Origin of the sequence: Streptomyces sp. NPDC020845 (genome assembly GCF_044334165.1) — a bacterium.
GTDB lineage: Bacteria > Actinomycetota > Actinomycetes > Streptomycetales > Streptomycetaceae > Streptomyces.
In genome coordinates, this window is record NZ_JBIRSJ010000035.1 from 33,788 (window position 1) to 60,678 (window position 26,891).

Annotated in this window: 22 protein-coding genes and 1 pseudogene; 10 read left to right on the top strand and 13 right to left on the bottom strand. The window is 66.6% G+C overall.

Annotated features, from left to right (window positions below; genetic code table 11):
* Nucleotides 1–199 precede the first annotated feature (199 nt).
* Entirely contained in the window at nt 200–421 is a 222-nt protein-coding gene (locus ACH4U7_RS50935) for a DUF397 domain-containing protein (protein ID WP_398534582.1), read from the bottom strand.
* Complete coding sequence (locus ACH4U7_RS50940) at nt 408–1,295, bottom strand: helix-turn-helix domain-containing protein (protein WP_398534583.1); 888 nt, start codon at nt 1,293–1,295, stop codon at nt 408–410. The genes ACH4U7_RS50935 and ACH4U7_RS50940 overlap by 14 nt, the downstream gene beginning before the upstream one ends.
* A gap of 229 nt (nt 1,296–1,524) precedes the next feature.
* Here ACH4U7_RS50940 and ACH4U7_RS50945 point away from each other — a divergent pair, with 229 nt between their 5' ends.
* Complete coding sequence (locus ACH4U7_RS50945) at nt 1,525–1,953, top strand: ATP-binding protein (RefSeq protein WP_398534584.1); 429 nt, start codon at nt 1,525–1,527, stop codon at nt 1,951–1,953.
* A 1,051-nt stretch (nt 1,954–3,004) separates the two neighbouring features.
* Here ACH4U7_RS50945 and ACH4U7_RS50950 read toward each other — a convergent pair.
* From ACH4U7_RS50950 to eccCa, 9 genes and pseudogenes are all read right to left on the bottom strand, one after another.
* Complete coding sequence (locus tag ACH4U7_RS50950) at nt 3,005–3,502, bottom strand: hypothetical protein (protein WP_398534585.1); 498 nt, start codon at nt 3,500–3,502, stop codon at nt 3,005–3,007.
* 37 nt (nt 3,503–3,539) lie between these two features.
* Nucleotides 3,540–4,649 carry a hypothetical protein gene (locus ACH4U7_RS50955; protein ID WP_398534586.1) on the bottom strand — a complete coding sequence of 370 codons (1,110 nt, stop codon included), beginning with the start codon at nt 4,647–4,649 and terminating at the stop codon, nt 3,540–3,542.
* Nucleotides 4,650–4,672: 23 nt separating this feature from the next.
* Entirely contained in the window at nt 4,673–5,077 is a 405-nt protein-coding gene (locus tag ACH4U7_RS50960) for a type VII secretion target (protein ID WP_398534587.1), read from the bottom strand.
* A 1,058-nt stretch (nt 5,078–6,135) separates the two neighbouring features.
* Nucleotides 6,136–6,207: pseudogene (locus ACH4U7_RS50965) on the bottom strand (hypothetical protein); the annotation flags it as partial.
* 34 nt (nt 6,208–6,241) lie between these two features.
* Nucleotides 6,242–6,460: a hypothetical protein gene (locus ACH4U7_RS50970; RefSeq protein ID WP_398534588.1), complete on the bottom strand. Its 219-nt coding sequence runs from the start codon at nt 6,458–6,460 to the stop codon at nt 6,242–6,244.
* A 175-nt stretch (nt 6,461–6,635) separates the two neighbouring features.
* On the bottom strand, nt 6,636–7,208 hold the full coding sequence (locus ACH4U7_RS50975; RefSeq protein ID WP_398534589.1) for a hypothetical protein: 573 nt from the start codon (nt 7,206–7,208) through the stop codon (nt 6,636–6,638).
* Nucleotides 7,209–7,288: 80 nt separating this feature from the next.
* Nucleotides 7,289–9,595 (bottom strand): hypothetical protein, encoded by a 2,307-nt coding sequence (locus ACH4U7_RS50980; RefSeq protein WP_398534590.1) that lies wholly within the window; start codon nt 9,593–9,595, stop codon nt 7,289–7,291.
* Between the two features lie 20 nt (nt 9,596–9,615).
* Nucleotides 9,616–10,077: a hypothetical protein gene (locus tag ACH4U7_RS50985; RefSeq protein ID WP_398534591.1), complete on the bottom strand. Its 462-nt coding sequence runs from the start codon at nt 10,075–10,077 to the stop codon at nt 9,616–9,618.
* Nucleotides 10,078–10,249: 172 nt separating this feature from the next.
* On the bottom strand, nt 10,250–14,206 hold the full coding sequence (gene eccCa / locus ACH4U7_RS50990; protein WP_398534592.1) for a type VII secretion protein EccCa: 3,957 nt from the start codon (nt 14,204–14,206) through the stop codon (nt 10,250–10,252).
* Between the two features lie 175 nt (nt 14,207–14,381).
* Between eccCa and eccD the strand changes: the two genes are divergently transcribed.
* From eccD to ACH4U7_RS51020, 6 genes are all read left to right on the top strand, one after another.
* Nucleotides 14,382–15,848 (top strand): type VII secretion integral membrane protein EccD, encoded by a 1,467-nt coding sequence (eccD, locus tag ACH4U7_RS50995; RefSeq protein ID WP_398534593.1) that lies wholly within the window; start codon nt 14,382–14,384, stop codon nt 15,846–15,848.
* A gap of 284 nt (nt 15,849–16,132) precedes the next feature.
* Nucleotides 16,133–16,420, top strand: a complete 288-nt coding sequence (gene rpsO / locus ACH4U7_RS51000) for a 30S ribosomal protein S15 (RefSeq protein WP_014175967.1) — start codon at nt 16,133–16,135, stop codon at nt 16,418–16,420.
* Between the two features lie 433 nt (nt 16,421–16,853).
* A complete protein-coding gene (locus ACH4U7_RS51005; RefSeq protein ID WP_385629085.1) occupies nt 16,854–19,106 on the top strand; it encodes a polyribonucleotide nucleotidyltransferase in 2,253 nt (750 codons plus the stop codon).
* A complete protein-coding gene (locus tag ACH4U7_RS51010; protein ID WP_398534594.1) occupies nt 19,103–20,482 on the top strand; it encodes a M16 family metallopeptidase in 1,380 nt (459 codons plus the stop codon). Before ACH4U7_RS51005 ends, ACH4U7_RS51010 begins: the two co-directional genes overlap by 4 nt.
* A 60-nt stretch (nt 20,483–20,542) precedes the next feature.
* Nucleotides 20,543–21,295, top strand: a complete 753-nt coding sequence (gene dapB, locus ACH4U7_RS51015; RefSeq protein ID WP_398534595.1) for a 4-hydroxy-tetrahydrodipicolinate reductase — start codon at nt 20,543–20,545, stop codon at nt 21,293–21,295.
* 9 nt (nt 21,296–21,304) lie between these two features.
* Complete coding sequence (locus tag ACH4U7_RS51020; protein ID WP_089510679.1) at nt 21,305–21,763, top strand: hypothetical protein; 459 nt, start codon at nt 21,305–21,307, stop codon at nt 21,761–21,763.
* Nucleotides 21,764–21,857: 94 nt separating this feature from the next.
* Here the strand turns inward: ACH4U7_RS51020 and ACH4U7_RS51025 are convergent, their stop codons facing one another.
* Nucleotides 21,858–22,412, bottom strand: coding sequence for a PH domain-containing protein (locus tag ACH4U7_RS51025; protein ID WP_398534596.1), 555 nt, complete (start codon nt 22,410–22,412; stop codon nt 21,858–21,860).
* A 63-nt stretch (nt 22,413–22,475) separates the two neighbouring features.
* Nucleotides 22,476–22,718, bottom strand: a complete 243-nt coding sequence (locus ACH4U7_RS51030; protein WP_398534597.1) for a hypothetical protein — start codon at nt 22,716–22,718, stop codon at nt 22,476–22,478.
* Nucleotides 22,719–22,905: 187 nt separating this feature from the next.
* Here ACH4U7_RS51030 and thyX point away from each other — a divergent pair, with 187 nt between their 5' ends.
* The 3 genes from thyX to ACH4U7_RS51045 all read left to right on the top strand — a co-directional run bounded on the left by thyX (nt 22,906) and on the right by ACH4U7_RS51045 (nt 26,589).
* Entirely contained in the window at nt 22,906–23,646 is a 741-nt protein-coding gene (gene thyX, locus ACH4U7_RS51035; protein WP_398534598.1) for an FAD-dependent thymidylate synthase, read from the top strand.
* A gap of 233 nt (nt 23,647–23,879) precedes the next feature.
* A complete protein-coding gene (gene dapA / locus ACH4U7_RS51040) occupies nt 23,880–24,779 on the top strand; it encodes a 4-hydroxy-tetrahydrodipicolinate synthase (protein WP_398534599.1) in 900 nt (299 codons plus the stop codon).
* Nucleotides 24,780–24,903: 124 nt separating this feature from the next.
* Complete coding sequence (locus tag ACH4U7_RS51045; protein ID WP_385631690.1) at nt 24,904–26,589, top strand: ribonuclease J; 1,686 nt, start codon at nt 24,904–24,906, stop codon at nt 26,587–26,589.
* Nucleotides 26,590–26,891 lie beyond the last annotated feature (302 nt).

Sequence of the window (26,891 nt, forward strand, 5' to 3'; positions counted from 1 at the left end):
AAGCTCGAACCAGTGGTGTCCGGAAGGGAAACTTACGGGGTGAGACGCGTGCGCGTCTCTTTGGGTTCCATGGCGGACGTCATTCGCGGGCTATGAAGTGACTGTGGCCCAAGCCGTGGTAGCCCGACACTTTAAGTCATCGCGCCGGCGCCTTGGGTTAGCGGGGTGTTAAGTTGAGGATGCTTCTCGTTCGGCGCTCTCAGGTGAGGGCGCCTGCCGCGATGGCGGAGACGAACTCACGCCAAGCGGGGGCGGTGAAAGAGGCGTAGGTGAGGTCGGGGCGCTTGGAGTCCCTGACGCCTATGTGACCTTGGGTGATTGCGAGCTCAACGCAGTCATCATTGCCCCCGCTGTACGTACTCTTTCGCCAATGAGCGCCTTCGGAATGGAGCACTGAGAGGGTGGCGTTAAGGTTCTTCATGCTGCAACTCCCTCGCGATTGTCCGGAAACGTCTGCAGGTCTCTGATGGCTCCAACCCTCGGGACCTCAGGTGGTCGAAAACCTCGATGTATCGATCCACATCCCCGGGATCCTCAAAGCAGACAGAGTTGGTCAGATTCTCGACCCACACTACTTCGGGAGTGGGCGCAGGGAAATCCATGAGCATGAACGAACCGTAGAGGCCGGCGTGTGCACCCGCTGTGAACGGCAGGAACTGGATAGTGATGCGAGGGTGCTCAGATGCATGCACCAGCTTCTCCAACTGCTGTCTCGCAGTCTCTGTCGAGCGGATGTGGCGTCGGATTGCGGCTTCGTCGATGACAGCCCACAGAGTGGGCGCATTGTCCGTGTCCAGCATCTCCTGGCGCCGCATGCGTACATCAACCAATGCCTGAACCTGCCGGGCCGACAGGTCGGGGCGCATCTCGGTGATGATCTCCCGTGCGTACGCCTCGGTCTGCAGGAGTCCGGGCACGAGCAGGGGTTGGTACGTACGTAGCGAAGTGGCGCTGGACTCCAGCGTCAAATATCCGCCGTACTGCGTGGTGTTGACCACGGTGGCGTACTTCTTCCACCACGGCCGCTTCTGGGCCTGGTCGGCCCGGACCAGATCAAGGAGGTCTTCGCGAAGTGCCGTGTCGGTGACCTCGTAGCAGTCGAGAAGCGCCTTGACGAGGAGCGGCGTGGTGCCGCGATCACCGGTCTCAATGCGGCTCAGTGATCCTTGACTGACCTCCACCTGGCGGGCGACGTCGGCCAGGGTCAGCTCCGCGTCCTCGCGCAACTCTCGGAGCCGCGCTGCAAGTTGGCGGCGGTACACGGACTTCGACACCGTGCTCTTCTTCCAAGCCATGGATCACAGTGTGGTGGGACGTGCAGGGAGGAGCAATCGAACGCGAGGAATATTTCCCATCGGCTTGCCGAGTAGCAGATTGCGCTGGCATGGTTACGGATCGTGGCAAGCGCGTCACGGCTTGCCGTTCTGCTGCCGCCAACTCCTTGTGCGAGGTGATCACATGGGCGTGCCCTCATCCCCAACCTTGTCTGGCTGCCCACCGACACGAGTCGGCTGGGAAGGCCCGGTGCTGGGCCGCGACCGTGTCGTGGTGCACGCGCGACACAGAGCTGCGTCATGGGTTCGCGAGGAGTGGCGCCTGCCTGAGGCGGCCTTCCAGATCGAATCCGTCGTGGGCGAGCTATGCGCCAACGCTCTGCGTCACGGTGGCGGTCTCGCCTCGCTGGACTTGATCCTCTGCGAGGCGACGGCCTACTGCCCGCCCAGCTTGCGCATTCTGGTCGGCGATTACCGGCCCCATGCGCATCCGCGGATCACCGATGATCCCAACGCCGAGCTCGGCGAACACGGACGTGGACTGCATATGGTCACGGCGCTGACGGCCGGCTGGGGGTGGCACCGCATCGGCACGGACGTGAAACAGGTGTGGTGCAAGATCATCCTGCCGCTCGACGCGCTGAGCCCCATCCTCCATGAGCGTCCGCCAGGTTGTTGAGATCCCCGCTCGACGGGACCTGACGCGCGAGTGTGCTCCGGCTACTGCCGGAACACTGGATCGGGACAACTGTCGGGGTCGGTCTGATGGAACAGGATGGGGTTCACCGGGGTGCCGCCGACCAACAATTCTTGGTTTTTGAGGGGCATGTTGTTGTCGGAGCTGCCCTCGGAGAAGTTCAGGTCGATAATCCCGTACTTCTCTTGGCGGGGAACGATTGTGCCGGCCTTGGCCGCCGTGGCTGTCGGTTCTTCTAACGACGCCGCGTGTTTATAGAGGGTGTCGTAGAAAATTCGTCTGCCTTCCCCGCGGCTCCCCGCAGCACACTAGGTGCGATCGCGAGATGCTGCGCAGCTGGGCCCTGGACGCCCGGTGCGAGACCGCGCCCGGGTTTGGGCGAGTTGGGGTCGTAGATGTTGGGCGTCCCCTGCTGGGCCATCAAGGGCGGAGGGGCAAAGAGGCCGAGGTCAGTCGATTTACCGGGTAGCAGCGGAAGTTGGGTGTCTTTCGGCTCCGGCAATTCTTTCTCGCTCATGACGTCCTCGTTGTGAGCACGACAATGGCCATCTGCCGAGAGTAACGCTCTGGGGTATCAGGGGCCCTGAAATATGCCCGCCGACATGCTCTGTTGTTCCTTTGCCTCCGGCTCAGGGTTAGGCAGAGTCCCTCTTTGAATCCGGCACCGCTGCCGAAGCGAGGGCCTAGCTGATGTGCGCACGGGCAGTCCAAGCGGTTCGCAGGGCCGGTGATCAGGTGACGCTGGTCCCGGCAGACGCAGAGCATGGTCCACGGTTCCTGGCACCGGCCGTCAGCCCCTGCTGGCACCACGCTTTGAAGCTCAGTAGTGGTCGTCGTAGGCGGTCAGTGAGCGGAGGACGGGCTGGCCGGTGTGGTTGTTGTGCAAGATCGAGGCGGTCAGCGCAAGGATGTGCTGCATGACACGAGCGATAACGCCGCCCGCTGTACGGCCTCGGTGCTCTTCGAGGTTGGCCTGGCACTGAAGGTCTCGTTGGCTGTGGACGAGTCTGGGCGAGCCGTCTCGCGAGCGCCTTCAGTCGCTCTTTTTCATCACGATGTCTGGACACACGTCTGGGTCCACATCGTCGAACAGCGCAGGGCGCCCGCTGTCGCCGCCCACGACCAGGAAGCTGATCGGGGCTGGCTTGCCCGGCTGCGGTCCTTCGTCGAAGTCCAATCTGATTTGCATGCCCTTGACCCCGCTGCGGGGCTCGTACTCCCAGGATCCGGAGCCGTCGAAAGTTCCCGAGCTCTCGTCCCCATGCTCGTAGTCGCTGTACCGCCAGTTCCTCACCCGGAAGGCAGCCTGCCCCTCGGGGGCGCTGGGACGGTTGTATGCAAGGTCGATCTCCATCCCGCCCGTTCCCGCGTACTGCCCGAGCAGTGCTGACTTGCGCAGGTCGGAGGCTGCCCGCGGGCAGCCGTGCGAAGGCTCCCCGTTGATCGCATGCATCAGACGCAGATAGCTCACCGCCAGCACCAGCATGAAGATGCACGAGAAAATGACGCCGCGCGTCATCGAGCCGTACATCCACCGCATCATGCGACGAACGATCCTGCCTCCCGTCTCAGTAGGCATCGGGATGAATCCGTTCGGTCCACGTGACAGTCTGGGTGATGGTGCCTGTGGGCCCTGACCCTGGGTCGAGAGATTCCAGCCAATCGTAGTAGCCGATGTAATGCAGGAACGATGAAACGCTCGTTTCGTTGTCCAGCGTGTATTTCACAACGACCGACCCATCGGGATCGACGCCGTTGATCTGGTATCGAACGTTATAGGAACCGATATACGCCTGCCCCAGCCCGTTCTCATCATTAGTGAGGATGGCTGGCAGATCCTCACTAAGCAACTTTCTTGCCGCACCAACCTTGCCGTCCTCCGAGATGGAGTAATCCGCCTTCCCTGCTCCCTCGCCGGCCCTCCACCCATCCATCGTCTGCCTTCGAATATCTTCCGTACTCTTGCTGCGCTGTATGAGCTCGGTAAATTTGTCCCCGAGTGTGAATTCCTGATGATCCGGCCCGGCATTGCCGAGCCAATCGAAGCCGAGCTCGTACGGGGTGGTGTTATTTCGCTCAGGATGGGCGTCCTTGCCATCCAAAGCCAAGTTCAGAGCATTGCACTGAGCAATGCTGAGCGAAGACGTGTGGTTGATGTCGGTCAGCTGTGGTTTGGCATTGAACCACTGATCGACCCCAATATCTTGCATGAGGGTGATCGACAGATTCTCGTCGACGATGTATACCCTGCGAAGAATTTCTATTATTTCATCCTGGGCTCCATCCACATCTTTCTGGGTGGCGACACCGGCCGAATCCGCCGACTCACCGCGACCACCTTTCAGGGATACGAGACCATCAGAGCTGACCTGTAATCCCTTTTTCTCTGCCCTGCTGACCGCGTCCTTCATCTCCCTCCGCGCCGCCCTGAGTTCCCCGGCCCCGTCCATCAGGGCCTTCTTGACGGCACTTGCCACCTTGACGGCGGCCGCGACCTGACGCTGAATGTCGTCGATCTGCGTCCATGCATAGGGAGCCGCGGCCCCCTCCCAGTATCCCTTGTCCTTAAGAGGTTTGAGCACTTCATCGCGTACTCGCCCCGGGAGCTTCTCCAGCTTCCTGTGCACCTCTCCCCATTGCGTGGCAAGGGCGTCCAACGTGGAGAAGTCGGCAGACATCAACTTCCGGTAAAGGGCAGGCATCAGTCATCCCCATCGTGCGTCAGGTACGGCAAGTACGAGGGCGGGTACTCCACATCCGATGACGCAGGTGCCGCATTCTGCTGCACAGACAGCCCGAGGGCGTCTTTTACACCGTGATCGGTACCGTCGTACGCGCGGGCCGCCATTCGCAGGCTCTGAGCGATATTGGTGAGCCAACCGGCCACCAATCCCGCTTGCTCCTCCCACTTCTCGTGCGATCTCGTCAACGCATTGGATGTCTGGAATCCCTCAAGGGTCGTGACGGCCGATTTCGTCAGCCCCTCCAATGAGGCGGCCGGGACAGAGAAGGCGTCATGCACCTCATCCGCCTTATCCGCGGCCCCTTCCAGTACCTTGTCCGCGATCCTGAGGTTCTGCGGGACCGGTCCATACGTTCCGGGCATAAGCGAGCGCTTGGGCGGCGGAGCATCAGGGTCATAGATATTTCGGCTGATTGGGCGACCGGGCCTTCAGTGGCGGTGGGGCCGTAAACCCTTCTTCCCCGGGAAGAAGTGGCAGATATATACCTGAAGGCTCATGAAGCTCGCCGTTGTCCGCTGAATCACTCAAAGAAAACTCCCCCTCCATTCCACACGACACTATGCGCGTGCCCATGCCTATAGGCTCTCAGGCTACCTTGCAGGTCAAATATTTTTGCCTGTCAAGGACCGCACACACCTCGACCATCCACGGGTGCAGGGGTATAGGCCCGCCCGCGCACCCGACCCGATCAGGCACAGGATGTCGAGTCCTGGGGCATGCCCGCTGCCTAAAGCGAGGGCCTACGCTGATGTGCGCACGGGCAGGCCGAGCGGTTCGCAGGGCTGGTGATCAGGTGGCGCTGGTCCTGACCCGCAAAGTCTGGCTCTGGGAGCCCCGTTGTCTGCGGCTCCGCCTGTTCACCGTGGCCGGACAACTCGTCACCATGGGCCGCCGCTGGATCCTCCGCCTTGTCGGTCGCTGACCTTGGACTCGCGACATCGCGGCCGCCCTCGATCGGCTCGCTCAACTCCGGATCCCGGCTGACCGACACTTTCCACGTCCCGGCGACAGCACCATCTGACCCGGAGCAGTGGATCCCCGCCAGGCCGAGGGAGATGTCGACCTCGGCGACGCCGATCAGAGCGGCCAGCTCGACGGCGGCGGCCATCTTCACCCGCATCCGCGTCGTCCCTGCGGCGGCGGCCTCGATCAGCCACGACTTCGTCCCCGGCCGCAGGGCCAGGAACGCGGCCTCCGCGTCGTCGGCCGACTTCGGCCGCGGCGGCCTGGGCGATCCGTCCATCTCCTGCGGATGGTCGGGATAGTGAGCCGGGTCGATCACCGGACGTCCGGGCAGGGCCAGTTGATGATGGGCCACCTCGGTCAGCCCCGCGGGTCCCTGCAGCCACTCCGGGCGGCGGACCAGGCGGGCGAGGTCAACGACGATGACGAGCTCGTCGCTGTCGACGCGGACGAACGCTTCCCGTCCGACCAGGCCGGGCGGGGTGGAATACCGCACCGAGCCGAAGCGGACGGTCTGGTCCCGCAGCACCTGCCGCGACTCGCCCAGCGCGAGTGTGTGAGGTTCAACCGGCAGCGGGTGCAACCGGGTTCTTCGGCATGAACGGGTCGATCATCTTCGGCCGCCGGACAGTGCCGGTGACCGGGCGACCGGTGTCCCTCATCCGTGCATACCTCCGCACGGTCTTGGGATCGACCCCCGCCAGTGCAGCCGCCGAATGAGCACATTCGGTGGCGTCCAGGGCCTCGAAGATTTCAATGATTTCCCTGTCAGACTTCTTCAACGTCCCTCCGGTCGGTCGGGTCAGATGCCAGGCAGCACTGAGCCAACCGCCGGAGGGATCGTTTGTTCGGAACCGACACGAATGGGTCCACGGACAGGGAGATCAGCTGTCCGCAGAGAGGGAGCTGATCTGTCCGCCTACAGGGATCTTGCGCTGTCCGCTCTCAAGATCGAGGTTAGCGAACGACTGGCTTGTCCCAGTGGATGGTTACGGGGCCGTCCGGAAGTTTGTCGGCACCGGGGCACTTGAACCAATTCTGGGTCAGGTCACGGAGCACCTGAGCGGTAAACGCGGTGAAGGCAGACAGGCCGCTGGTCGACTCGTCGAGCTTACTTCCTGCCTCCAGCTTGTCCTCCACAACGGAGGCGGTTGCGCCTATCAAAATTTTATTTGAAACCGATCTAGGGATCGACCTACAGGATAAATACATTTCAATGCCGCCTCTGGGTGACAAATATCCGTAGGCGTCACCGAGGGAGACCGGGATATCCTTGTTCTGGGCGGGTTTCTCTCCTAGGGCATCCTCATATGTTACGTAAACCGTATCCCCGCCGCTCTTGATGATGCAGTGCCCCAGAGATGTCCATGAATCGAAGTTGTAGGTGTCCTCCTGTGGCTTCGCCCCCTTGTGGGGCAGTAGAGGCTCTGCCCTATCTCCAGATATGCGGTGATTGCAGAGCGTTTCAGGGAAACTAGTGGCGTCGCTGTCTGAGTAGATAGCCCACCATGCCCCGGTTCCGGCGGTCAACAAGATCAGGGTGGCTGTAATGCTTCTGCCTCGACTTGAGTTCCATGATTTGAGCCGCATCTGTAAAGCGCCTGCTTCCTTCAGGAATTCTCGCCCGAATTCGCGTCGTATGCCCCGTTGTAAACACTGTCGGCGGCATTCTTTATGTTGTCGCTTTTCATGCTAAGGCCTGCGTCTTTCGCGGCAAGGAGGAACGCCTTTTTCGATGCCTGGCCTATGCGGTCGTGCTCGTTGTCCAGAAATTCCTTCCGGTGCCTTTCGATTTGCTCGACTGCATCGTCTGAACTCTCTACCTTATGGTTCAGGATGGCCTCCCGAAAGTCTTCGATTACCCATCCTGCGACTTCGCCGGCCACGGGGATGTTATCCAGGGTGCTCATCCCTAGGTCCACGAATCGACCGAGCCATGCGTCTCCTTTTTCCAGTGACTCGTTGTATTCATCGATCTTCTCTAGGCTGTTGTCGGCTGCTGCTATCGCATTGGCTCGACCTTCGGCGGTGACGCCCTCGAGTCGCGCTCCCGCCTCAGCGGCAATCGCGGCAACGCCCTTGAGGTCCTTGCTGTCTCCGCTCTGTGCTACTACTTCGCGGAACATTTCAGTCGTCACGGCCTGCTGGGCATGTGTGATGGTTGAGTATGCCTTAGGATCCTCTGCAGTTGTTTCCAGGAATAGATCCAGCTTGCCCCTTTCTTTCCTGAAATCTGGCTCAGCTCCTGTGTGCCTGATGAAGCCACTATCATCTCCCCCCGCGTAAACTCTCTGAATATCGTGCATGTATTCAGCCGACATATTTCCAAGGCTGCCGACGATCGGAGCGAATTCGCCGTCACCCTTGAAGAGCTCTGGGTTTGCGGCCACCTTTTTCACGATCGAGTGGAAGACATCTGCCTCGGCCTGCGTGTGGTGTTTTGAAGGAGCGTCGCTGCCGTACGGGTTTCCGGACGTGGCGGACTCAAGCGCGTGGCCGAGTGCCTCCTTGCCGAAGATCTTGTCCTCAGCATCCGGGGAGCCCGTGCCGCCCGTGGCGTCGGGGAGCCACTGACGCGCATTCTCTCCATGCTTGTCGCCCAGAAAGTAGTCAAGATTGCTGAGCTTCTTGAGGCCGTCGTGCTCGCCCTCGCCGGTGGATCCGCTGAAGAATTCCGTAGACGCGTCAGGGTTGTGCGCGAGACCTTCCAGGAGGCCGGTCATGGGGTCCCAGCCGGGGCCGCCCTCCTTGTCGAGATTGAGGCCGAACTTATCCATCCCATCACCCGTGTATGCGTTGTCCGCCCATCCCCACGATCTCGGGTGCTTACGCTCGAAGGTGACCATGTCCTCTGCGACGGAGGTGAGGAACTCTTTGTCGTAGCTTCCGTGGCGCAGCAGGGTCGAGAGCACTTGATAGCCGCGTGGTTCAATTCTGGCGTCATTCATGGAGAGTGGAAGTCGCTCGCGGCCTACCCGCTTGAGTTCGGTCTGCCAAGCCTTCCCGAGGTAGTCCCTGTCCTCGCGGAAGGCGGTATTGGGGTCGTCCTTCCCAGTGGGCGGCCGGGTCGCCGTGGCCAGTGCCTCGCCCATGCTTGTCTGAATGCTGTGGGCGAGCTTGAACTGCGTTTTGTCGCCCTCTGCCGAAGCGTCGAGCGCGATCTGGGCCTGAAAGCGCAGGGCATTTTTCGGGCCCAGAGCCTTGTAGAAATCTACAGCGAACTCGCGGTCCTTGGAGTTTTGCGCGAAAATCCGCTTGAGTTCGGCGAGTTCCGTGATGCTGAGCTCACCACCGTCCCGGTACTTCGCGAGGCTCTTCCTGGCAAGCTGAACTGCTCGCGCGGACTGGGCGTCATCCAGGGAGTCGTATTTTGCGTGGCCGAAGTCGTGACTGTTGCCACCATGAATCGTCTTCAGCGCGTGTGCCGTGGACTTGTCGATGTCATCGGCCTGAGCGATGAGTTTGTTGATCCGGCTCTCCAGGCGGTCCTTGTAGTCGAGTTGCGCCTGCGTCTGCACGTCATTGGTGTCGCGCCGGTGTAGGTAGACGCACGACACCGTGCCGTCCGATAGGCCGGTGACCTGAATGAACTTGTGCTTGGCGTCGACGTCCACGGCCTGCTTCAGTGCCGACTGGAGTGCCGCGAGCTCCTTATGGGCGTCGCGGAGCATGGCCCAGATGGCTTTGGCCTCGGCATGGGCGTCGCCGAACTCTTTGCCGGTCTTGCGTACGAAGGGCCTGGTGACATCGGCGTTGACGCCGGCCCAGCGGGCGGCTTCGGATTGTTTCACCATGCCGTCCCTGGCGTCCGTGGCCAGGGTCTCGAGTTGGTCCACCATCTCCTTCCAGTCGTCGGCTGCCGAGCCGAGGCTCGCTAAGGAGACGTGATACAGGTCGTCGAAAGTCAGGTGTGCCATATGCGGTCCCCGTCCCGTCCCTACTTGTAGTACTTAGAAATCTCGGAGACCGGCATGGCGGTCCCGTCCCGGCGTGCCATGTCGGTGGCGATCTTCGCGTCCGTATGGGCCTGCGACTTCTTCGAGTAGTCGAGGTGGTTGGAGATATGGGCGCAGGCCTGTAACAGAGTCTTGAGCTGGTCGTTCCACGTCGTGGCCATGGTGGTGACAGCGCCGCCCAAGGTGAAGTGGTGGGTGGTAAGCGCGCTGGCGGCCCTGGCCGTCGAGCCGTCGTCCTTCGCTCCCCGGGTCATGTCTCCCGCCTTCTTGAGGCGGTCGTGGAGTAAGAAGGCCTCGTGGCCGACCCGTCCCAGATCGTCTTGGTGCACGATCAGGTCGCCGGAACCGCCGCCACCCCCGGACGAGCCCTTGCCGGCTTCGTTGAGACGCATGCGCGTCGTCGCCTCGGCCCGGAGCCCGTTCCACTCTTCTTCGAACGACACGCTTCTCTCCCCTGGTGTGCGTGTTCGAAAGTCAAAATCATAAGTCACGCTTAGCTTAGGGGAGTTGACCGTACGTACGGGTAGTTGACGGGGCGTGTCGCCGTGCAAAAAGACCTCTGCCCCGGGCCGCGCGGCCTGAGGCAGAGGTCTGTGGGCGATCCAGGGTGCGGGCTTACTGGTCCGGCAGCCACCCCAGCTGCACAAGCGGCGTCCCCCGCTTGCGGGAGACGAAGAAGCCGCGGCCCGGGGGCATGGGGCGGGGGCGGACGCCGCCGAGGAGGTCGCCTTCGGTGGGGTCGCCGGAGAGCATGACGCCCTGGGCGCCGAGTTCCTTGATGCGCTGCATGAAGGACTCGAACATCGAGCGCGAGGCGCCCGCGGAGTTGCGGGCGATGATGAAGCGCATGCCGACGTCGCGTGCGAAGGGCAGGTTGTCGGTGAGGACGGCCATCGGGTTGCCGCTGCTGGTGGAGACGAGTTCGTAGTCGTCGATGATGATGAAGAACTGCGGTCCGCTCCACCAGCTGCGGTCGCGCAGCTGCTGAGGGGTGATGTCCGGCTTGGGGGCGCGGCGTTCCATGAGGCCGTTGAGGGCCGTGGTGTGGACCTGGAGGGCCGAGGCGATCGGGGCGTACTCCAGGAGGTGGGTGTCGGGGATGACGTCGAGCAGGGAGCGGCGGTAGTCGCCGACCACGATCTTCGCCTCGTCCGGGCCGTACCGCTCGGTGATCTGCTTGGCGATGAGCCGGAGCAGGGCCGTCTTGCCGGATTCGCTCTCGCCGAAGATGAGGAAGAAGGGGTCGGATTCGAAGTCGACGAAGACCGGTTCGAGGTTGGTCTCGTCGATGCCGATCGCGATGCCGTGCTGGGGGTACTCGAAGCCCTTGGGCAGGTCCTCGGCGCGGAGCCGGCGGGGGAGGAGGCGTACGCGGGGGGCGTGCGGGCCGTTCCAGTTGGTGGTCACCGCGCGGACCAGCTCGCCGGCGGCGTCTGTGATCTCCTCGGGGTCGCTGCCCGAGTCGATACGCGGCTGGGCGCCCATGAAGTGCAGCTTCTCGGGGAGCTGGCCGCGGCCGGGGACGCCCACGGGGACGTTCGCTGCGACCTTGCGGTCGAATTCGGAGTCCATCGTGTCGCCGAGGCGCATCTCGAGGCGGTTGAGGAGCTGGTCCTTCAAGGAAGCGCGGACTTCCATGTTGCGGGAAGCGGTCACCACGATGTGGATGCCGTAGCCGAGGCCGCGGCCCGCGATATCGGCCACGACCCCTTCCAGCATGTCGTACTCCTGCCGGAAGTTGGCCCAGCCGTCGATGATGAGGAAGACGTCGCCCCAGCCCTGTTCCGCATGCTCGCCGCGGGACCGCTGGCGGCGGTAGGTGCCGATCGAGTCGATGTTCTTGGCGCGGAAGTACTCCTCGCGCCGGGCCAGGATGCCGGCCACCTCGGCGATGGTGCGCCGTACCCGCTCCGGGTCCAGTCGGGAGGCGACGCCGCCCACATGCGGCAGGTCGGCCACGGCGCTCATACCGCCGCCACCGAAGTCCAGACCGTAGAACTGCACCTCGGCCGGGGTGTGGGTGAGCGCGAAGGCCGAGATCAGGGTGCGCATCAGGGTGGACTTGCCGGACTGCGGGCCGCCGACGACCAGCATGTGGCCCGCGGCGCCGGAGAAGTCTCGGTAGAGCACGTCGCGCCGCTGCTCGAAGGGCTTGTCGATGAGGCCGAGCGGAACGACGAGGTTGCCCAGGCGCGGGTATTCGGGCGCGGTCAGGCCGCGGCCCTCGACCGGGGACAGCGCGGGCAGCAGCTGGTCCAGCGAGGGGGCTTCGTCCAGCGGCGGGAGCCAGACCTGGTGGGCGGGGGCGCCCTGGCCCTCCAGGCGGCGGACGATGACGTCGAGGACCGTATCGGCCAGCGCGTCGTCCTCCTGGCGGGACGGGGTGGTGAGCGCCGCCGGGTCCGGGGTGGTGTAGGTGACCGGGACCGGGGTGGCCGTGAAGATGACCGGCCGGCGCTCGATGGGCAGCGAGGTGCCGTCGAAGTCGGCGGGCGCCGCCCCGGTGCGGTACACGCCGGAGACGTACGCGGCCTTGAAGCGCGTCATCTCGTCCGTGCCGAACTTCAGATAGCCGGAGCCGGGGACGGACGGCAGGTGGTACGCGTCGGGCACGCCCAGCGCCGTACGGGACTCGGCGGCGGAGAAGGTCCGCAGACCGATGCGGTACGACAGGTAGGTCTCCAGGCCGCGCAGCCGGCCCTCCTCCAGCCGCTGCGAGGCCAGCAGCAGATGTACGCCCAGGGAGCGGCCGATACGGCCGATCTGGATGAACATGTCGATGAAGTCGGGCTTGGCCGTCAGCAGCTCGCTGAACTCGTCGATCACCAGGACGAGTGAGGCCACGGGCTCCAGCGGGGCGCCGGCCGCTCGCGCCTTCTCGTAGTCGTGGATGTTGGCGTAGTTGCCGGCCGCGCGCAGCAGCTCCTGGCGGCGCTGCAGCTCACCGGTGATCGAGTCGCGCATACGGTCGACGAGCGTCAGGTCGTCGGCGAGGTTGGTGATGACCGCCGCCACATGCGGCAGCTGCGACATGCCCGCGAAGGTCGCACCACCCTTGAAGTCCGCGAGAACGAAGTTCAGCGTCTCGGACGAGTGGGTGACCGCGAGCCCCAGCACCAGGGTGCGCAGCAGCTCGGACTTGCCGGAGCCGGTGGCGCCGACGCACAGGCCATGCGGGCCCATACCGTCCTGCGCCGCCTCCTTGAGGTCCAGCATGACCGGCGAGCCGTCCTCGCCGACCCCGATCGGCACCCGCAGCCGCTCGGCCAGCGACCGCGGCCGCCAGGTCCGGGAGACGTCCACCGAGCCCGCGTCGCCGAGCCCCAGCAGATCGGTGAAGTCGAGGTTGGCCAGCAGCGGTTCGTCGTCGTCGCCCCCGCCCATGCGCAGCGGCGCCAGCTGCCGCGCGAGCGCGTCCGCGGCCTCGAGGGACAGCGAGTCCGGGGCCCCGTCGTACGCCGCGACCTGCGACAGCAGCTCCAGCTTGCCTGGCCGTACGATCACCGAGAGCCCGCCGCGCAGCTCGTCGAGGTCGCCCGCCACCACCTCGATGACCGTGACGCCCTGCAGGCCCTCCTGCGCCGCGAACGCCGACTCCGGCGGCACCATTCCGCCGTCCAGCACGATCACCAGATGCGGCTGGTCGAGCAGCGGCTGGGCGTCCTTGCTGAACCGGGACCGTCCTTCCAGGCGCCCCTTGAGCAGTTCCTCGATCTCCGCGAGGGAGTCGCTGAACAGCCGCCGCGAGCCCGCCCCGTCGAGCGCGCCCGGCAGCTGCAGATGGGGCAGCCACTTCGTCCAGTCCCAGTAGGCCGCCGAGCTGCGCGGCGCGACGACCGCGATGACGAGGTCCTCGGGCGAGTGGAAGGTGGCCAGCTCGCCGACGAGGGCCCGCGCCGTGCCCCGTACCGAGTCCGGCTCGCCGGACACCGTCACGTGGTAGAAGGCGCGCAGCGACACCGCCATCGGCATGTGTTCCAGCGACCCCTGGGTCGCCAGGAACTTCTGCATGGCGCCCGCCGTCAGCGGCTCCAGATCGTCGACCGCGGCCGTGTCGGGGGCGACCAGCGGGGTGGACAACTGCTGCGAGCCGAGCCCGATCCGGATCTGTCCGAAGTCGTTGTCGCTCGCGCGGCGTTCCCACACCCGGCTGCCCTCGGCCACGACCGACCACAGCTGATCGGGGGAGGGGTGCAGATAGAACTGGGCGTCGCGCTGTGCCCGCGCGGTGCGCCGTACCGTACGGCGGGTCTGCGCGAGGTACTTGAGGTAGTCGCGGCGCATGTCCGCCAGCTGCCCCTGCGAGCCCTGCCGGTGCCTGATGAACATCGCCACGGTCATACCGAGCGTGGAGAACATCATCATCACGCCCATGATCTTCATCATCGGCGCGGCGCCGGGCATGAAGAAGTAGACCATCGACGAAGCCATGCCCAGGGTGGGCAGCAGCTGCATCAGGACGCCCTCTTGCTGGCCGCGCGGCAGCTCAGGGGGCGATTCGAGGCGGAGTTCCTCGCTCGGCACCTCGGGCGGGAGAGCCCGCGGTTGGCGCTTGACGACGACCTGGCTCACCGGATCTCTCAACCCCTCAACGCAGATGAACAGTTCCTCTCCGGCACCCCCGTGGCGACGGACTCCCTCTGCGAGACGGCGATCCTACCGACGTACGAGCTGCCAGGCCCCGGTAGGGTGGCCGCCGCACGCGGTGGTACCGGTGCCGCGCCACAGCGAACAGGGGGCCTTTAAGGTGAGTACGTCCGCCACGACCGGCTTCTGCAGGGTGACCGTGGTCGCACCTGACAGTCGGATCGATGTGGCTCTTCCGGAGGACATCGCCGTCGCCGACGTCTACCCCGAGATCCTCCGCCTGACCGGCCAGACCCAGCCCGTGGGCGCCCCCACCGGCTACCACCTGGTGCGCCGCGACGGCACGGTCCTGGACGGCGCGCTGTCGCTGGGCGCCCAGCAGGTGCTCGACGGCGAACTGCTGTCGCTGCGCCCCTTCGCGGAGTCGCTGCCGCCCGCCGTCTACGACGACGTCTCCGACGCGATCGCCTCCGCCGTCACCCGCGACAGCACGCTGTGGAGCGATCGGTTCCTGCGTGCCTTCGGGCTGTTCGGCGGCTCCCTATTGCTGGTCCTCATGGGATTCGTGCTTTGGTTCGCCGATCCCCTCAAACACGATATGCACGGCCTGCCGGGCATCATCGCCGCCGCCGTCGCGGTGCTGCTCACGGCCCTCGCGGGGGTACGGGCGCGGGTCTATGAGGACCGCGCCTCCGCGATCGCGCTCGGTCTGGCCGCTCTGCCGCACGCCATGATCGCGGGCTCGGGGCTGCTCGCCCTGGACAAGGGCGAGGGCATCGGCCGGCTGCAGTTCCTGCTCGGGTGTGTCGCCGTCCTCGTCGTCTCGGTCGCCCTGGTGGTCGCCATGCCGACCGGTGACGCGCCGTTCGTCGCCGCGGTCTTCGCCTCGACCGTGGGCACCCTCGCCACCTTCTGCGCGATCCTCACCGAGGTCAGCCCCACCGAGACCGCCGCGGTGTGCGCCGCCGTCGCGATCGGCGCCGTCGCGTTCCTGCCGGGCCTGTCGGCGCGCGTCGCCCGGCTACCCATCGGATACGCCGCGCCGCGCTCGGCGGCCGAGGACGACGACCTCGACCCGGTGTCCGGGCCCGCCCCCGAGCCCGTGGACGCCGAACGGATCGCCGCCCAGGCCCGCCGCGGCCACGAGATGCTGCTCGGCCTGGTCGGCGGCTGCTCCGCCGTCGTCGTCGGCGCCTCGGCCGTGCTCGGCTTCTCCGACAACGTCTGGGGCCAGGTCCTGGCCCTCGTCTCCGGCCTCGCGATGCTGCTGCGCGCCCGCCTCTTCCGCTACACCGCGCAGGTCGCCTCCGTCCTCGCCGCGGGCCTGATCGGCCTGGGGCTGCTCGTGCTCGGGCTGTCCCTGAACCCGCCGGCCGACGCCATGTTCAAGCTGCTGGTGCGGCATGACAGCGGGCCGCTGGACGTCCGTACGATCTGGCTCGCCGCCTCCGTCGTGGCGGGGGCCGCGCTGATCACCGGTATCGCGCTGATCATTCCCAAGAAGGGGCTCTCCCCGTTCTGGGGCCGCTTCTCCGACCTGGCCGAGAGCGCCCTGCTGCTGTCCCTGGTGCCTCTCGCACTGGCCGTGCTGGACGTCTACTCCTCCGCGCGCAGCCTGACCAGCTAAGGCAGGGGCCTGACCAGCTAAAGCAGGGGCCTGACCAGCTGAAGCAGGGGTGGGGCAGGAGCGGGGCCGTGGGTGAATCCTTCAGATGAGGCCGACGGGTAAACGGATGGCCGTCGGCTGGTACGCTGTGTGACGGCCGTTTGTGTACGCGCCCCCGGAGCTCTCGTAAGAGCACTCTGGAGACAGCGCCCAGCGGACCCCGCCTCCCGAGTCACGGAAGCTCCCCTGAGACCAAGACCAGGGGCACTCGGCGGCTGAACAGAAGAACCCTGAAGGAGTACCGCGTGTCGCTCGACGCCGCTACGAAGAAGCAGATCATGGCCGACTTCGCCACCAAGGAGGGCGACACCGGTTCCCCCGAGGTCCAGGTCGCGCTGCTGTCGCGCCGCATCTCCGACCTGACCGAGCACCTCAAGACCCACAAGCACGACCACCACTCCCGCCGTGGTCTGCTGCTCCTGGTCGGCCAGCGCCGCCGTCTGCTGCAGTACCTGGCGAAGAAGGACATCACGCGCTTCCGTGCGCTGGTCGAGCGCCTGGGCATCCGCCGCGGTGCGGCGGGCGCCAAGTAAGACGCCGTGGTAGGGAGCGGTTCCCGGAACAGGGGGCCGCTCCCTTTGCCGTACGTGCCGCGGATCGGCTTGCCGTACTTGCCGAGGATCGGCTGCCGTACGAGCCGTAACACCCGCGCGGGGCGCCGTACCCCGGGACCTGCCGACGCCCGCGCAGCGCACGCACCGTCCTCGTCGATATCCACAGCCGTCGTGAGGACGGGCGAAGCTTTGTAGTCTGGTCCCAACAACGCCATAACGAACGAGGAGGAGCGCCTCATTCCCCGCGGCACCGGCGCCACAGGAGCCGGTCCTCGGTAGTGGCTCCCGGAACTGGCAATTCCGGTGGCTTCGATCGAAGACCGGCCCGGCCGCCGGACCAAGGCCAGGGGCGCTGCTCCACCACCGTTCCTCCGTCACACGGACGAGGGACGCAGAAGAGGAGATTTTCCTGGTGGAGAACGAGACCCACTACGCCGAGGCCGTCATCGACAATGGCGCCTTCGGCACCCGCACCATCCGTTTCGAGACGGGCCGCCTGGCCCGTCAGGCCGCCGGCTCCGCCGTGGCCTACCTGGACGACGACACCATGGTGCTGTCGGCCACCACCGCATCCAAGAACCCCAAGGACCAGCTGGACTTCTTCCCGCTGACGGTCGACGTCGAGGAGCGGATGTACGCCGCCGGGCGCATCCCCGGTTCGTTCTTCCGTCGTGAGGGCCGCCCGTCCGAGGACGCGATCCTCACCTGCCGCCTGATCGACCGCCCGCTGCGCCCGTCCTTCAAGAAGGGCCTGCGCAACGAGATCCAGATCGTCGAGACGATCATGGCGCTCAACCCCGACCACCTCTACGACGTGGTCGCGATCAACGCCGCCTCCTGCTCCACGCAGCTGGCCGGCCTGCCCTTCTCCGGGCCGATCGGCGGCACCCGGGTCGCCCTGATCAAGGGCCAGTGGGTGGCCTTCCCGACCCACTCCGAGCTCGAGGACGCCGTCTTCGACATGGTCGTGGCCGGCCGCGTCCTGGAGGACGGCGACGTCGCGATCATGATGGTCGAGGCCGAGGCCACCGAGAAGACCATCCAGCTGGTCAAGGACGGCGCCGAGGCGCCGACCGAGGAGGTCGTGGCAGCGGGCCTCGAGGCCGCGAAGCCCTTCATCAAGGTGCTCTGCAAGGCCCAGTCGGACCTCGCCGCCAAGGCCGCCAAGCCCACCGGCGAGTTCCCGATCTTCCTCGACTACCAGGACGACGTCCTGGAGGCGCTCACCGCCGCCGTCCGCGACGAGCTCGCCCAGGCGCTGACCATCGCGGGCAAGCAGGAGCGCGAGACCGAGCTGGACCGCGTCAAGGGCCTGGCCGCCGAGAAGCTGCTGCCGCAGTTCGAGGGGCGCGAGAAGGAGATCTCCGCCGCGTACCGGTCGCTGACCAAGACCCTGGTCCGCGAGCGCGTGATCAAGGAGAAGAAGCGCATCGACGGCCGCGGCGTCACGGACATCCGTACGCTGGCCGCCGAGGTCGAGGCGATCCCGCGGGTCCACGGCTCGGCGCTGTTCGAGCGCGGCGAGACCCAGATCCTGGGCGTCACCACGCTGAACATGCTCCGCATGGAGCAGCAGCTGGACACGCTGTCGCCCGAGACCCGCAAGCGCTACATGCACAACTACAACTTCCCGCCGTACTCCACCGGCGAGACCGGCCGCGTCGGCTCCCCGAAGCGCCGCGAGATCGGCCACGGCGCGCTGGCCGAGCGGGCGCTGCTCCCGGTGCTGCCGTCCCGCGAGGAGTTCCCGTACGCCATTCGCCAGGTCTCCGAGGCGCTCGGTTCCAACGGCTCGACCTCGATGGGGTCGGTCTGCGCCTCGACCATGTCGCTGCTGAACGCCGGTGTGCCGCTGAAGGCCCCGGTCGCCGGTATCGCCATGGGCCTGATCTCCCAGGAGATCGACGGCGAGACCCACTACGTCACCCTCACCGACATCCTCGGTGCGGAGGACGCCTTCGGCGACATGGACTTCAAGGTCGCCGGCACCAAGACGTTCGTGACCGCCCTGCAGCTGGACACCAAGCTGGACGGCATCCCGGCGTCCGTGCTGGCCGCGGCCCTCAAGCAGGCCCGCGACGCCCGGCTGCACATCCTCGACGTGATGAACGAGGCCATCGACGTCCCGGACGAGATGTCGCCGAACGCGCCGCGGATCATCACCGTCAAGATCCCGGTGGACAAGATCGGTGAGGTCATCGGCCCCAAGGGCAAGATGATCAACCAGATCCAGGAGGACACCGGCGCCGACATCACCATCGAGGACGACGGCACCATCTACATCGGTGCCGCCGACGGTCCGGCCGCCGAGGCCGCCCGCGCCACCATCAACGGCATCGCCAACCCGACGATGCCCGAGGTCGGCGAGCGCTACCTGGGCACGGTCGTGAAGACCACCACCTTCGGTGCCTTCGTCTCCCTGCTCCCGGGCAAGGACGGCCTGCTGCACATCTCGCAGATCCGCAAGCTCGCCGGCGGCAAGCGCGTGGAGAACGTCGAGGACGTGCTGAAGGTCGGCGCCAAGGTCCAGGTCGAGATCGCCGAGATCGACCAGCGCGGCAAGCTCTCGCTGATCCCCGTCATCGAGGACGAAGAGGGCTCGGACGCGTCGAAGGACGAAGCGAAGGACGCCGCCGACAGCGGCTCCGCCGCGGACGCCAAGTGACGTCCCGCGCCCATGCGGCGACGGCCCGCCCCTCCTCGGAGGGGCGGGCCGTCGCCCGTACCCAAACGCTTCTCAAGGGTGAGAACGGCATCGGGACGGTCCGCAGGACCACCCTGCCCGGGGGGCTGCGCATCGTCACCGAGACCCTGCCGTCCGTGCGTTCGGCCACCTTCGGGATCTGGGCGCACGTCGGCTCCCGGGACGAGACGCCCGTGCTGAACGGCGCCACCCACTACCTGGAGCATCTGCTCTTCAAGGGCACCCAGCGGCGCAGCGCGCTCGACATCTCCTCCGCCATCGACGCGGTCGGCGGCGAGATGAACGCCTTCACGGCGAAGGAGTACACGTGCTACTACGCGCGGGTGCTCGACGCCGATCTGCCGCTGGCCATCGACGTCGTCTGCGACATGCTGACCGGCTCGCTGATCGACGCCGCGGACGTGGAGGCCGAGCGCGGCGTCGTCCTGGAAGAGATCGCGATGACCGAGGACGACCCGGGCGACTGTGTGCACGACCTGTTCGCGCACACCATGCTCGGTGACACCCCCCTCGGCCGCCCCGTCCTCGGCACCGTCGACACGGTCAACGGCCTCGGCCGCGACCAGATCGCCCGCTTCTACAAGAAGCACTACGACCCCACCCATCTGGTGGTCGCCGCCGCGGGCAATGTGGACCACGCCGCGGTCGTCCGGCAGGTGCGCAAGGCGTTCGACAAGGCGGGCGCCCTGTCCCGTACGGACGCGGTCCCCGTCGCCCCGCGCGACGGCACCCGCACCATCCGGGCGGCCGGGCGAGTCGAGGTGCAGGGCCGCAAGACCGAGCAGGCGCATGTCGTCCTCGGCATGCCGGGCATCGCGCGCACCGACGACCGGCGCTGGGCGCTCGGCGTGCTCAACACGGCGCTCGGCGGCGGTATGAGCTCCCGGCTGTTCCAGGAGGTGCGGGAGAAGCGCGGGCTCGCCTACAGCGTCTACTCGTACACCTCGGGCTTCGCCGACTGCGGCCTGTTCGGCGTCTATGCGGGCTGCCGCCCGAGCCAGGCGGCGGACGTCCTCAAGATCTGCCGTGACGAGCTCGACCATGTCGCGCAGCACGGGCTGACCGATGAGGAGCTGCGGCGCGCGGTGGGCCAGCTGCGGGGCTCCACGGTGCTGGGCCTGGAGGACACGGGAGCGCTGATGAACCGCATCGGCAAGAGTGAGCTGTGCTGGGGCGACCAGATGTCGGTGGACGACATGCTCGCGCGGATGGCGGCCGTCACCCCGGACGAGGTGCGCGAGGTGGCCCGCGATGTACTGGGACAGCGTCCTTCGCTGTCCGTCATCGGCCCGCTGAAGGACAAGCAGGCGTCGCGCCTGCACGAGGCCGTCGCCTAGCGCCTGGCAAGACCGCGCAAGACCGCCGTACACCGGCGGACGACACAAGGGATTCGAACGATGAGCAAGCTCCGCGTGGCCGTTCTCGGTGCCAAGGGCAGGATCGGTTCCGAGGCCGTACGGGCCGTCGAAGCCGCCGAGGACATGGAGCTGGTCGCCGCGCTCGGCCGGGGCGACAAGCTGGAGACCATGGTCGAGGCGGGCGCCGAGGTCGTGGTCGAGCTGACCGACCCCGACTCGGTGATGGGCAACCTCGAATTCTGCGTCCGCCACGGCATCCACGGCGTGGTGGGCACCACCGGCTGGACGGACGAGCGCCTGGCGCAGTTGCGGGGATGGCTCGAGGCCGCGCCGGGCACCGGTGTGCTCATCGCGCCGAACTTCTCCATCGGCGCCGTGCTGACCATGCAGTTCGCCCGACAGGCGGCCCGCTTCTTCGAGTCGGTCGAGGTCATCGAGCTGCACCACCCGAACAAGGTGGACGCCCCCTCGGGCACCGCGGCCCGCACCGCGCAGCTGATCGCGGCGGCCCGGGAGCAGGCGGGGTGCGCACCGCAGCCCGACGCAACGAGTACGGCGTTGGAGGGGGCGCGCGGCGCCGATGTGGACGGGGTGCGGGTGCACTCGGTGCGGCTGCGCGGGCTCCTCGCCCACCAGGAGGTCCTGCTGGGCGGGGAGGGCGAGACCCTGACCATCCGGCACGACTCGACCCACCACAGCAGCTTCATGCCCGGCGTGCTGCTGGGTGTGCGGCGTGTGGTGTCCGCTCCCGGCCTGACCCTCGGCCTGGAACACTTCCTCGATCTGGACTGAGGCACAGCGGTGCGCGCAAAGATCACGTATTTCGTCCTCGCGGCCGTCCTGGTCGTGTACTTCGTCCTGGTCGGCAGCCGGGGCGTGCTGCTCATCGAGCAGGGCACGCCGCTGACGGTCGCCTTCGGCGTGGCCGTACTGGTGCTGCCGTTCATCGGCGCGTGGTTCCTGTGGAAGACGACCGTATTCGCGAGCAGCGCGAACCGGCTGGCCCGCGAGCTGGAGGCCGAGGGCGGCCTCCCGGTCGACGAACTGGTGCGGACGCCCGGCGGGCGGATCGACCGGGACTCCGCGGACGCGGTCTTCGCCAAGCGGCGGGCCGAGACGGAGGAGTCGCCGGACGACTGGCGCTCCTGGTTCCGGCTGGCCGTCGCCTACCACGACGCGCGTGACACGGTGCGCGCCCGCAAGGCGATGCAGCGCGCCATCGCCCTGCACGACGGCCGGCCGGTACGGGCCCAGAGCTGATCTCGGGCCCAAGACTGATCCCGGGCTCAGGGAGCCCGGGATCAAGCCGGGATCGTCAGACGGCGGCGGGATCGTCAGGCGGCTCGGGGCGGCCTCAGCGGTATCGGGCCGCCCGGCCCTCGATCGCGTCGGCCGCCATGACGAAGGCCTCGGGGCGGCCGAGGAAGTCGGCGCTGTGGTCGGTGAAGGCCACCCGCGGGGCCCCGCCCTCCGTCAGCTCGATGAGCACCGCCTGCCCCTGGACACTGCGCGGCAGCCCCAGCCACCGCACCGGCTGCTGGGCGGTGCGTATCGCCGCGACCTGAGACCAGCGCACCGTCGTGGCGGAGAACAGGCCCGTCAGCCGCAGCCCCTTCTCGTCGATCCACACCCCCGCACGCACCAGCCGGACGGCGCACAGGATCACCACCGCGGCGCCCCCGACACAGATGCCGGCGGCGGGCACAGATCCTGCGAGAGCGATGATCATCGCGGAGAAGAGCACATACGAGGCGAGCAGCAGCAGAAGCGCGCCTCCGCCGATCCTCCAGGGCCCCGGCCGGTAGGGGCGGCGCCGGCGGCTCGGGTCCTCGTACGGCAAGGAGGCGTCTCCGGCCGCCGGTCCGTCTTCGTCAAGGGCGCGGTCCGCTGTCAGGAAGGGCAGGGGCACGGAAGGTCCTCACTCACACACACGTCCGGATGGGCCTGTGCTGGCTGAGGCTATCCCAGGGGCTCAGCGGCCGTCCGACGCCTCCGACTGCTGCACCTGGTGAGTGGTCCGCGGCCCGCTCTCGAGCGCGGGCAACCCGAACATCAGCGAGCCCACGAATCCGGCGATGATCGTCAGGGTGATGAGTGTGCGGCCCGCTATCTGCGACGGGGTGGCCCGGGGCCGGGGCGGCGGGGTGACATTACTGCGGAACCGGTCGGCTTCGGCGATGAAGGCAAAGGGGACGGGCTCGCGCCGGCGGGACATACGGGGGCTCTCCTTGGAACCTCGAACGTGGGTACTTCAGTAGGTAGGACGCGTGAACGAGTGACGAGGTGCCCTTTTTCAACGACTTCCTTCGGCATTTTCAGCGTTACGACCGGTCGGAGGGGATGTCGGAGCCGCCCCGTAAGCTGGGCGCGCCCTGAGCGATGAACCATGGAAGGACCCGCTGGTGACCGATATCCCCGCCGAGAGCGAGAAGGCCGGCTTCCGCAGCGATGTGACCGTCGAGCTGGTCAAGCACAGCGCGGCCGACTCCGATGTGCTGTGGGCCGCCCGGGTGTCCACCGCCGGCGAGCAGTCCCTCGAGGAGCTCACCAAGGACCCCGAGCGCTCCAAAGGGCTGATCAACTTCCTGATGCGGGACCGGCACGGCAGCCCCTTCGAGCACAACTCGATGACCTTCTTCATCAACGCCCCGATCTTCGTCTTCCGGGAGTTCATGCGGCACCGCGTGGGCTGGTCGTACAACGAGGAGTCCGGCCGCTACCGCGAGCTCCAGCCGGTCTTCTACGTCCCCGGAGAGTCCCGCAAGCTGATCCAGCAGGGTCGCCCGGGCAAGTACGAGTTCGTGGAGGGCACAGCGGCGCAGCACGAGCTGACCGGCCGCGTGATGGAAGACGCCTACCGCCATGCGTACGAGGCGTACCAGGAGATGCTGGCCGCAGGCGTCGCCCGGGAGGTGGCCCGCTCCGTCCTGCCCGTCGGCCTGTTCTCCTCCATGTACGCGACGTGCAACGCGCGGTCGCTGATGCACTTCCTCGGTCTGCGCACCCAGCACGAGCAGGCCGCCGTGCCGTCCTTCCCGCAGCGGGAGATCGAGATGGTCGGCGAGAAGATGGAGGCGATCTGGGCCGAGCTGATGCCGCTCACCCACGCCGCCTTCAACGCCAACGGGCGCGTCGCCCCGTAGCGCCGCCCGCACCGCGGCGCATGGCGGTCCTCGGACACTCCCTGGACACTCCCCGGACGGGCCATGCGCGAGCGGTGTCCGTATTGCGGCGTTTCGTGAAGTTCATCTAGGCTGAACAAACGGATCCGGCACTGTCTGAACCCCCGAGCAGGCAGTGCCGGGTCCCATGACCGCCGTCCCGGTCGCTGCCCCGAGGGAGCACCGTGAGGCGTGCTACGAGTAGCGTGGGACCCATGGCACCGACATCCACATCGCAGACCCCTTTCGGGCGCATGCTGACCGCCATGGTCACGCCATTCACCGCTGATGGCGCGCTCGACCTCGACGGCGCTCAGCGACTCGCCGCTCATCTGGTCGACGCCGGCAATGACGGTCTGGTGGTCAACGGCACCACCGGCGAGTCCCCGACCACCAGCGATGTGGAGAAAGCCCAGCTTGTACGGGCCGTGGTAGAGGCGGTCGGTGACCGTGCCCATGTAGTGGCCGGAGCGAGCACCAATGACACCCGGCACAGCCTCGAGCTCGCCCGGGCCGCCGAGCAGGCCGGCGCCCACGGTCTGCTGGCCGTCACGCCGTACTACAGCAAGCCCCCTCAGGAAGGCCTCTTCCGGCACTTCACCGCCATCGCCGACGCCACCGAGCTGCCGGTCATGCTCTATGACATTCCCGGCCGCAGCGGTGTACCGATCAGCACCGAGACCATCGTCCGGCTCGCTGAGCACCCGCGCATCGTCGCGAACAAGGACGCCAAGGGCGACCTCGGCCGCGCCAGCTGGGCCATCGCCCGCTCGCGCCTGGCCTGGTACTCCGGCGATGACATGCTGAACCTGCCGCTGCTGTCCGTCGGTGCCGTCGGATTTGTCTCGGTGGTCGGCCACCTCGTCACGCCCGAGCTGCGCGCACTGCTCGAAGCCCACCTCTCGGGCGATGTCGCGAAGGCAACCGAGATCCACCAGAAGCTCCTCCCGGTCTTCACCGGGATGTTCCGCACCCAGGGCGTCATCACGACGAAGGCCGCGCTCACCCTTCAGGGCCTGCCGGCCGGCCCGCTGCGCCTGCCGCTCGTCGAGCTCAGCGCCGAGGAAACGGGGCAGCTCAAGCGCGATCTGGCCGCTGGCGGGGTACAGCTGTAACTAGTGGCGATTTTCGCAACTTCGTACTTCACAACTTCATACAGACACATCAAGCAAGTGCACGAATGTCACGCGCGCCATGTGCCCCAGGGGGGCACGTGGCGCGCGTGGTGAGGAGAGTCTTTTGAGCCATCCGCATCCTGAACTTGGCCCTCCGCCGAAGCTCCCCGAGGGGGGACTCCGCGTCATCCCGCTCGGCGGGCTCGGCGAGATCGGCCGCAACATGACGGTCTTCGAATACGGCGGTCGGTTGCTGATCGTCGACTGCGGAGTGCTCTTCCCCGAGGAGGAGCAGCCCGGAGTCGACCTGATCCTGCCGGACTTCACGTGCATCCGGGACCGGCTCGACGACATCGACGGCATCGTGCTCACGCACGGCCACGAGGACCACATCGGCGGCGTCCCGTTCCTGCTCCGCGAGAAGTCGGACATCCCGCTGATCGGCTCCAAGCTGACCCTCGCCCTGATCGAGGCGAAGCTTCAGGAGCACCGCATCCGCCCGTACACGCTCGAGGTGGAGGAGGGCCAGCGCGAGCGGATCGGCCCCTTCGACTGCGAGTTCGTGGCGGTGAACCACTCCATCCCCGATGCCCTCGCCGTTGCCATCCGCACCCCGGCCGGCATGGCCGTGCACACCGGCGACTTCAAGATGGACCAGCTGCCGCTCGACGGCCGCCTCACGGACCTGCCCGCGTTCGCGAAGCTCGGCGAGGAAGGCATCGACCTTCTGCTCTCCGACTCCACGAACGCTGAAGTCCCCGGCTTCGTCCCGCCCGAGCGCGATATCTCCGGCGTGCTGCGTCAGGTCTTCGCCGACGCACAGCGGCGGATCATCGTGGCCAGCTTCGCCAGCCATGTCCACCGCATCCAGCAGATCCTCGACGCGGCCCATGAGTACGGGCGCCGGGTCGCCTTCGTCGGCCGCTCGATGGTCCGCAACATGGGCATCGCGCGCGACCTGGGCTATCTACGGGTACCGGCCGGACTCGTCGTCGATGTGAAGACGCTCGACGATCTGCCGGACGACGAGATCGTCCTCGTCTGCACCGGCTCGCAGGGCGAGCCGATGGCCGCGCTGTCCAGGATGGCCAACCGTGATCACCAGATCCGCATCGTCCAGGGCGACACGGTGATCCTGGCGTCCTCGCTCATCCCGGGCAACGAGAACGCGGTCTACCGCGTGATCAACGGCCTGAGCCGCTGGGGCGCGAACGTGGTCCACAAGGGCAATGCCAAGGTCCATGTCTCCGGGCATGCCTCGGCCGGGGAACTGCTGTACTTCTACAACATCTGCAAGCCCCGGAACCTGATGCCGGTGCACGGCGAATGGCGCCACTTGCGCGCCAACGCCGAACTGGGCGCCCTGACCGGCGTACCCAAGAACCGCTGCGTCATCGCCGAGGACGGGGTGGTGGTCGACCTGGTCGACGGTGTCGCGAAGATCGTCGGCAAGGTGCAGGCGGGCTATGTGTACGTCGATGGCCTCTCGGTCGGAGACGTTACGGAGTCCTCGCTCAAGGACCGCCGCATCCTCGGTGAGGAGGGCATCATCTCGGTCTTCGTGGTCGTCGACAGCACGACCGGCAAGATCGTGGGCGGCCCGCATATCCAGGCGAGGGGTTCCGGTATCGAGGACGCCGCCTTCTCCGCGGTCATCCCGAAGATCGAGGAATCCCTGGCCAAGTCCGCCTCCGACGGCGTCGCCGAGCCGCATCAGCTCCAGCAGCTCGTGCGCCGCTCGGTGGGCAAGTGGGTGTCCGACAGCTACCGCCGACGCCCGATGATCCTCCCCGTCGTGGTCGAGGTCTGACGCAGCCTCAGCACCCGCACGGCGCCGACTCACGAGCGGGGCTCCCCGATTTGCATCCGGGAGCCCCGCTCCAGTACGTTTACGGCTCCGCCAGAAGGGGAACCCCGAGCACTCAGCGTACGAGGGAGGAGCCGGAAGGCGGGTGGGAATCCGACTCAGAGAATTCTGATAAAGTCGGGGACAGCCGAAAGGCAAAGGCCACTCCAGCGGCCACCAGAAATGAAATTCGGACCGGGAACGGACCGGAAAACGGATCTGGTAAGGTTGGAAACACCGAAGGGAAGCGCCCGGAGAAACCGGTG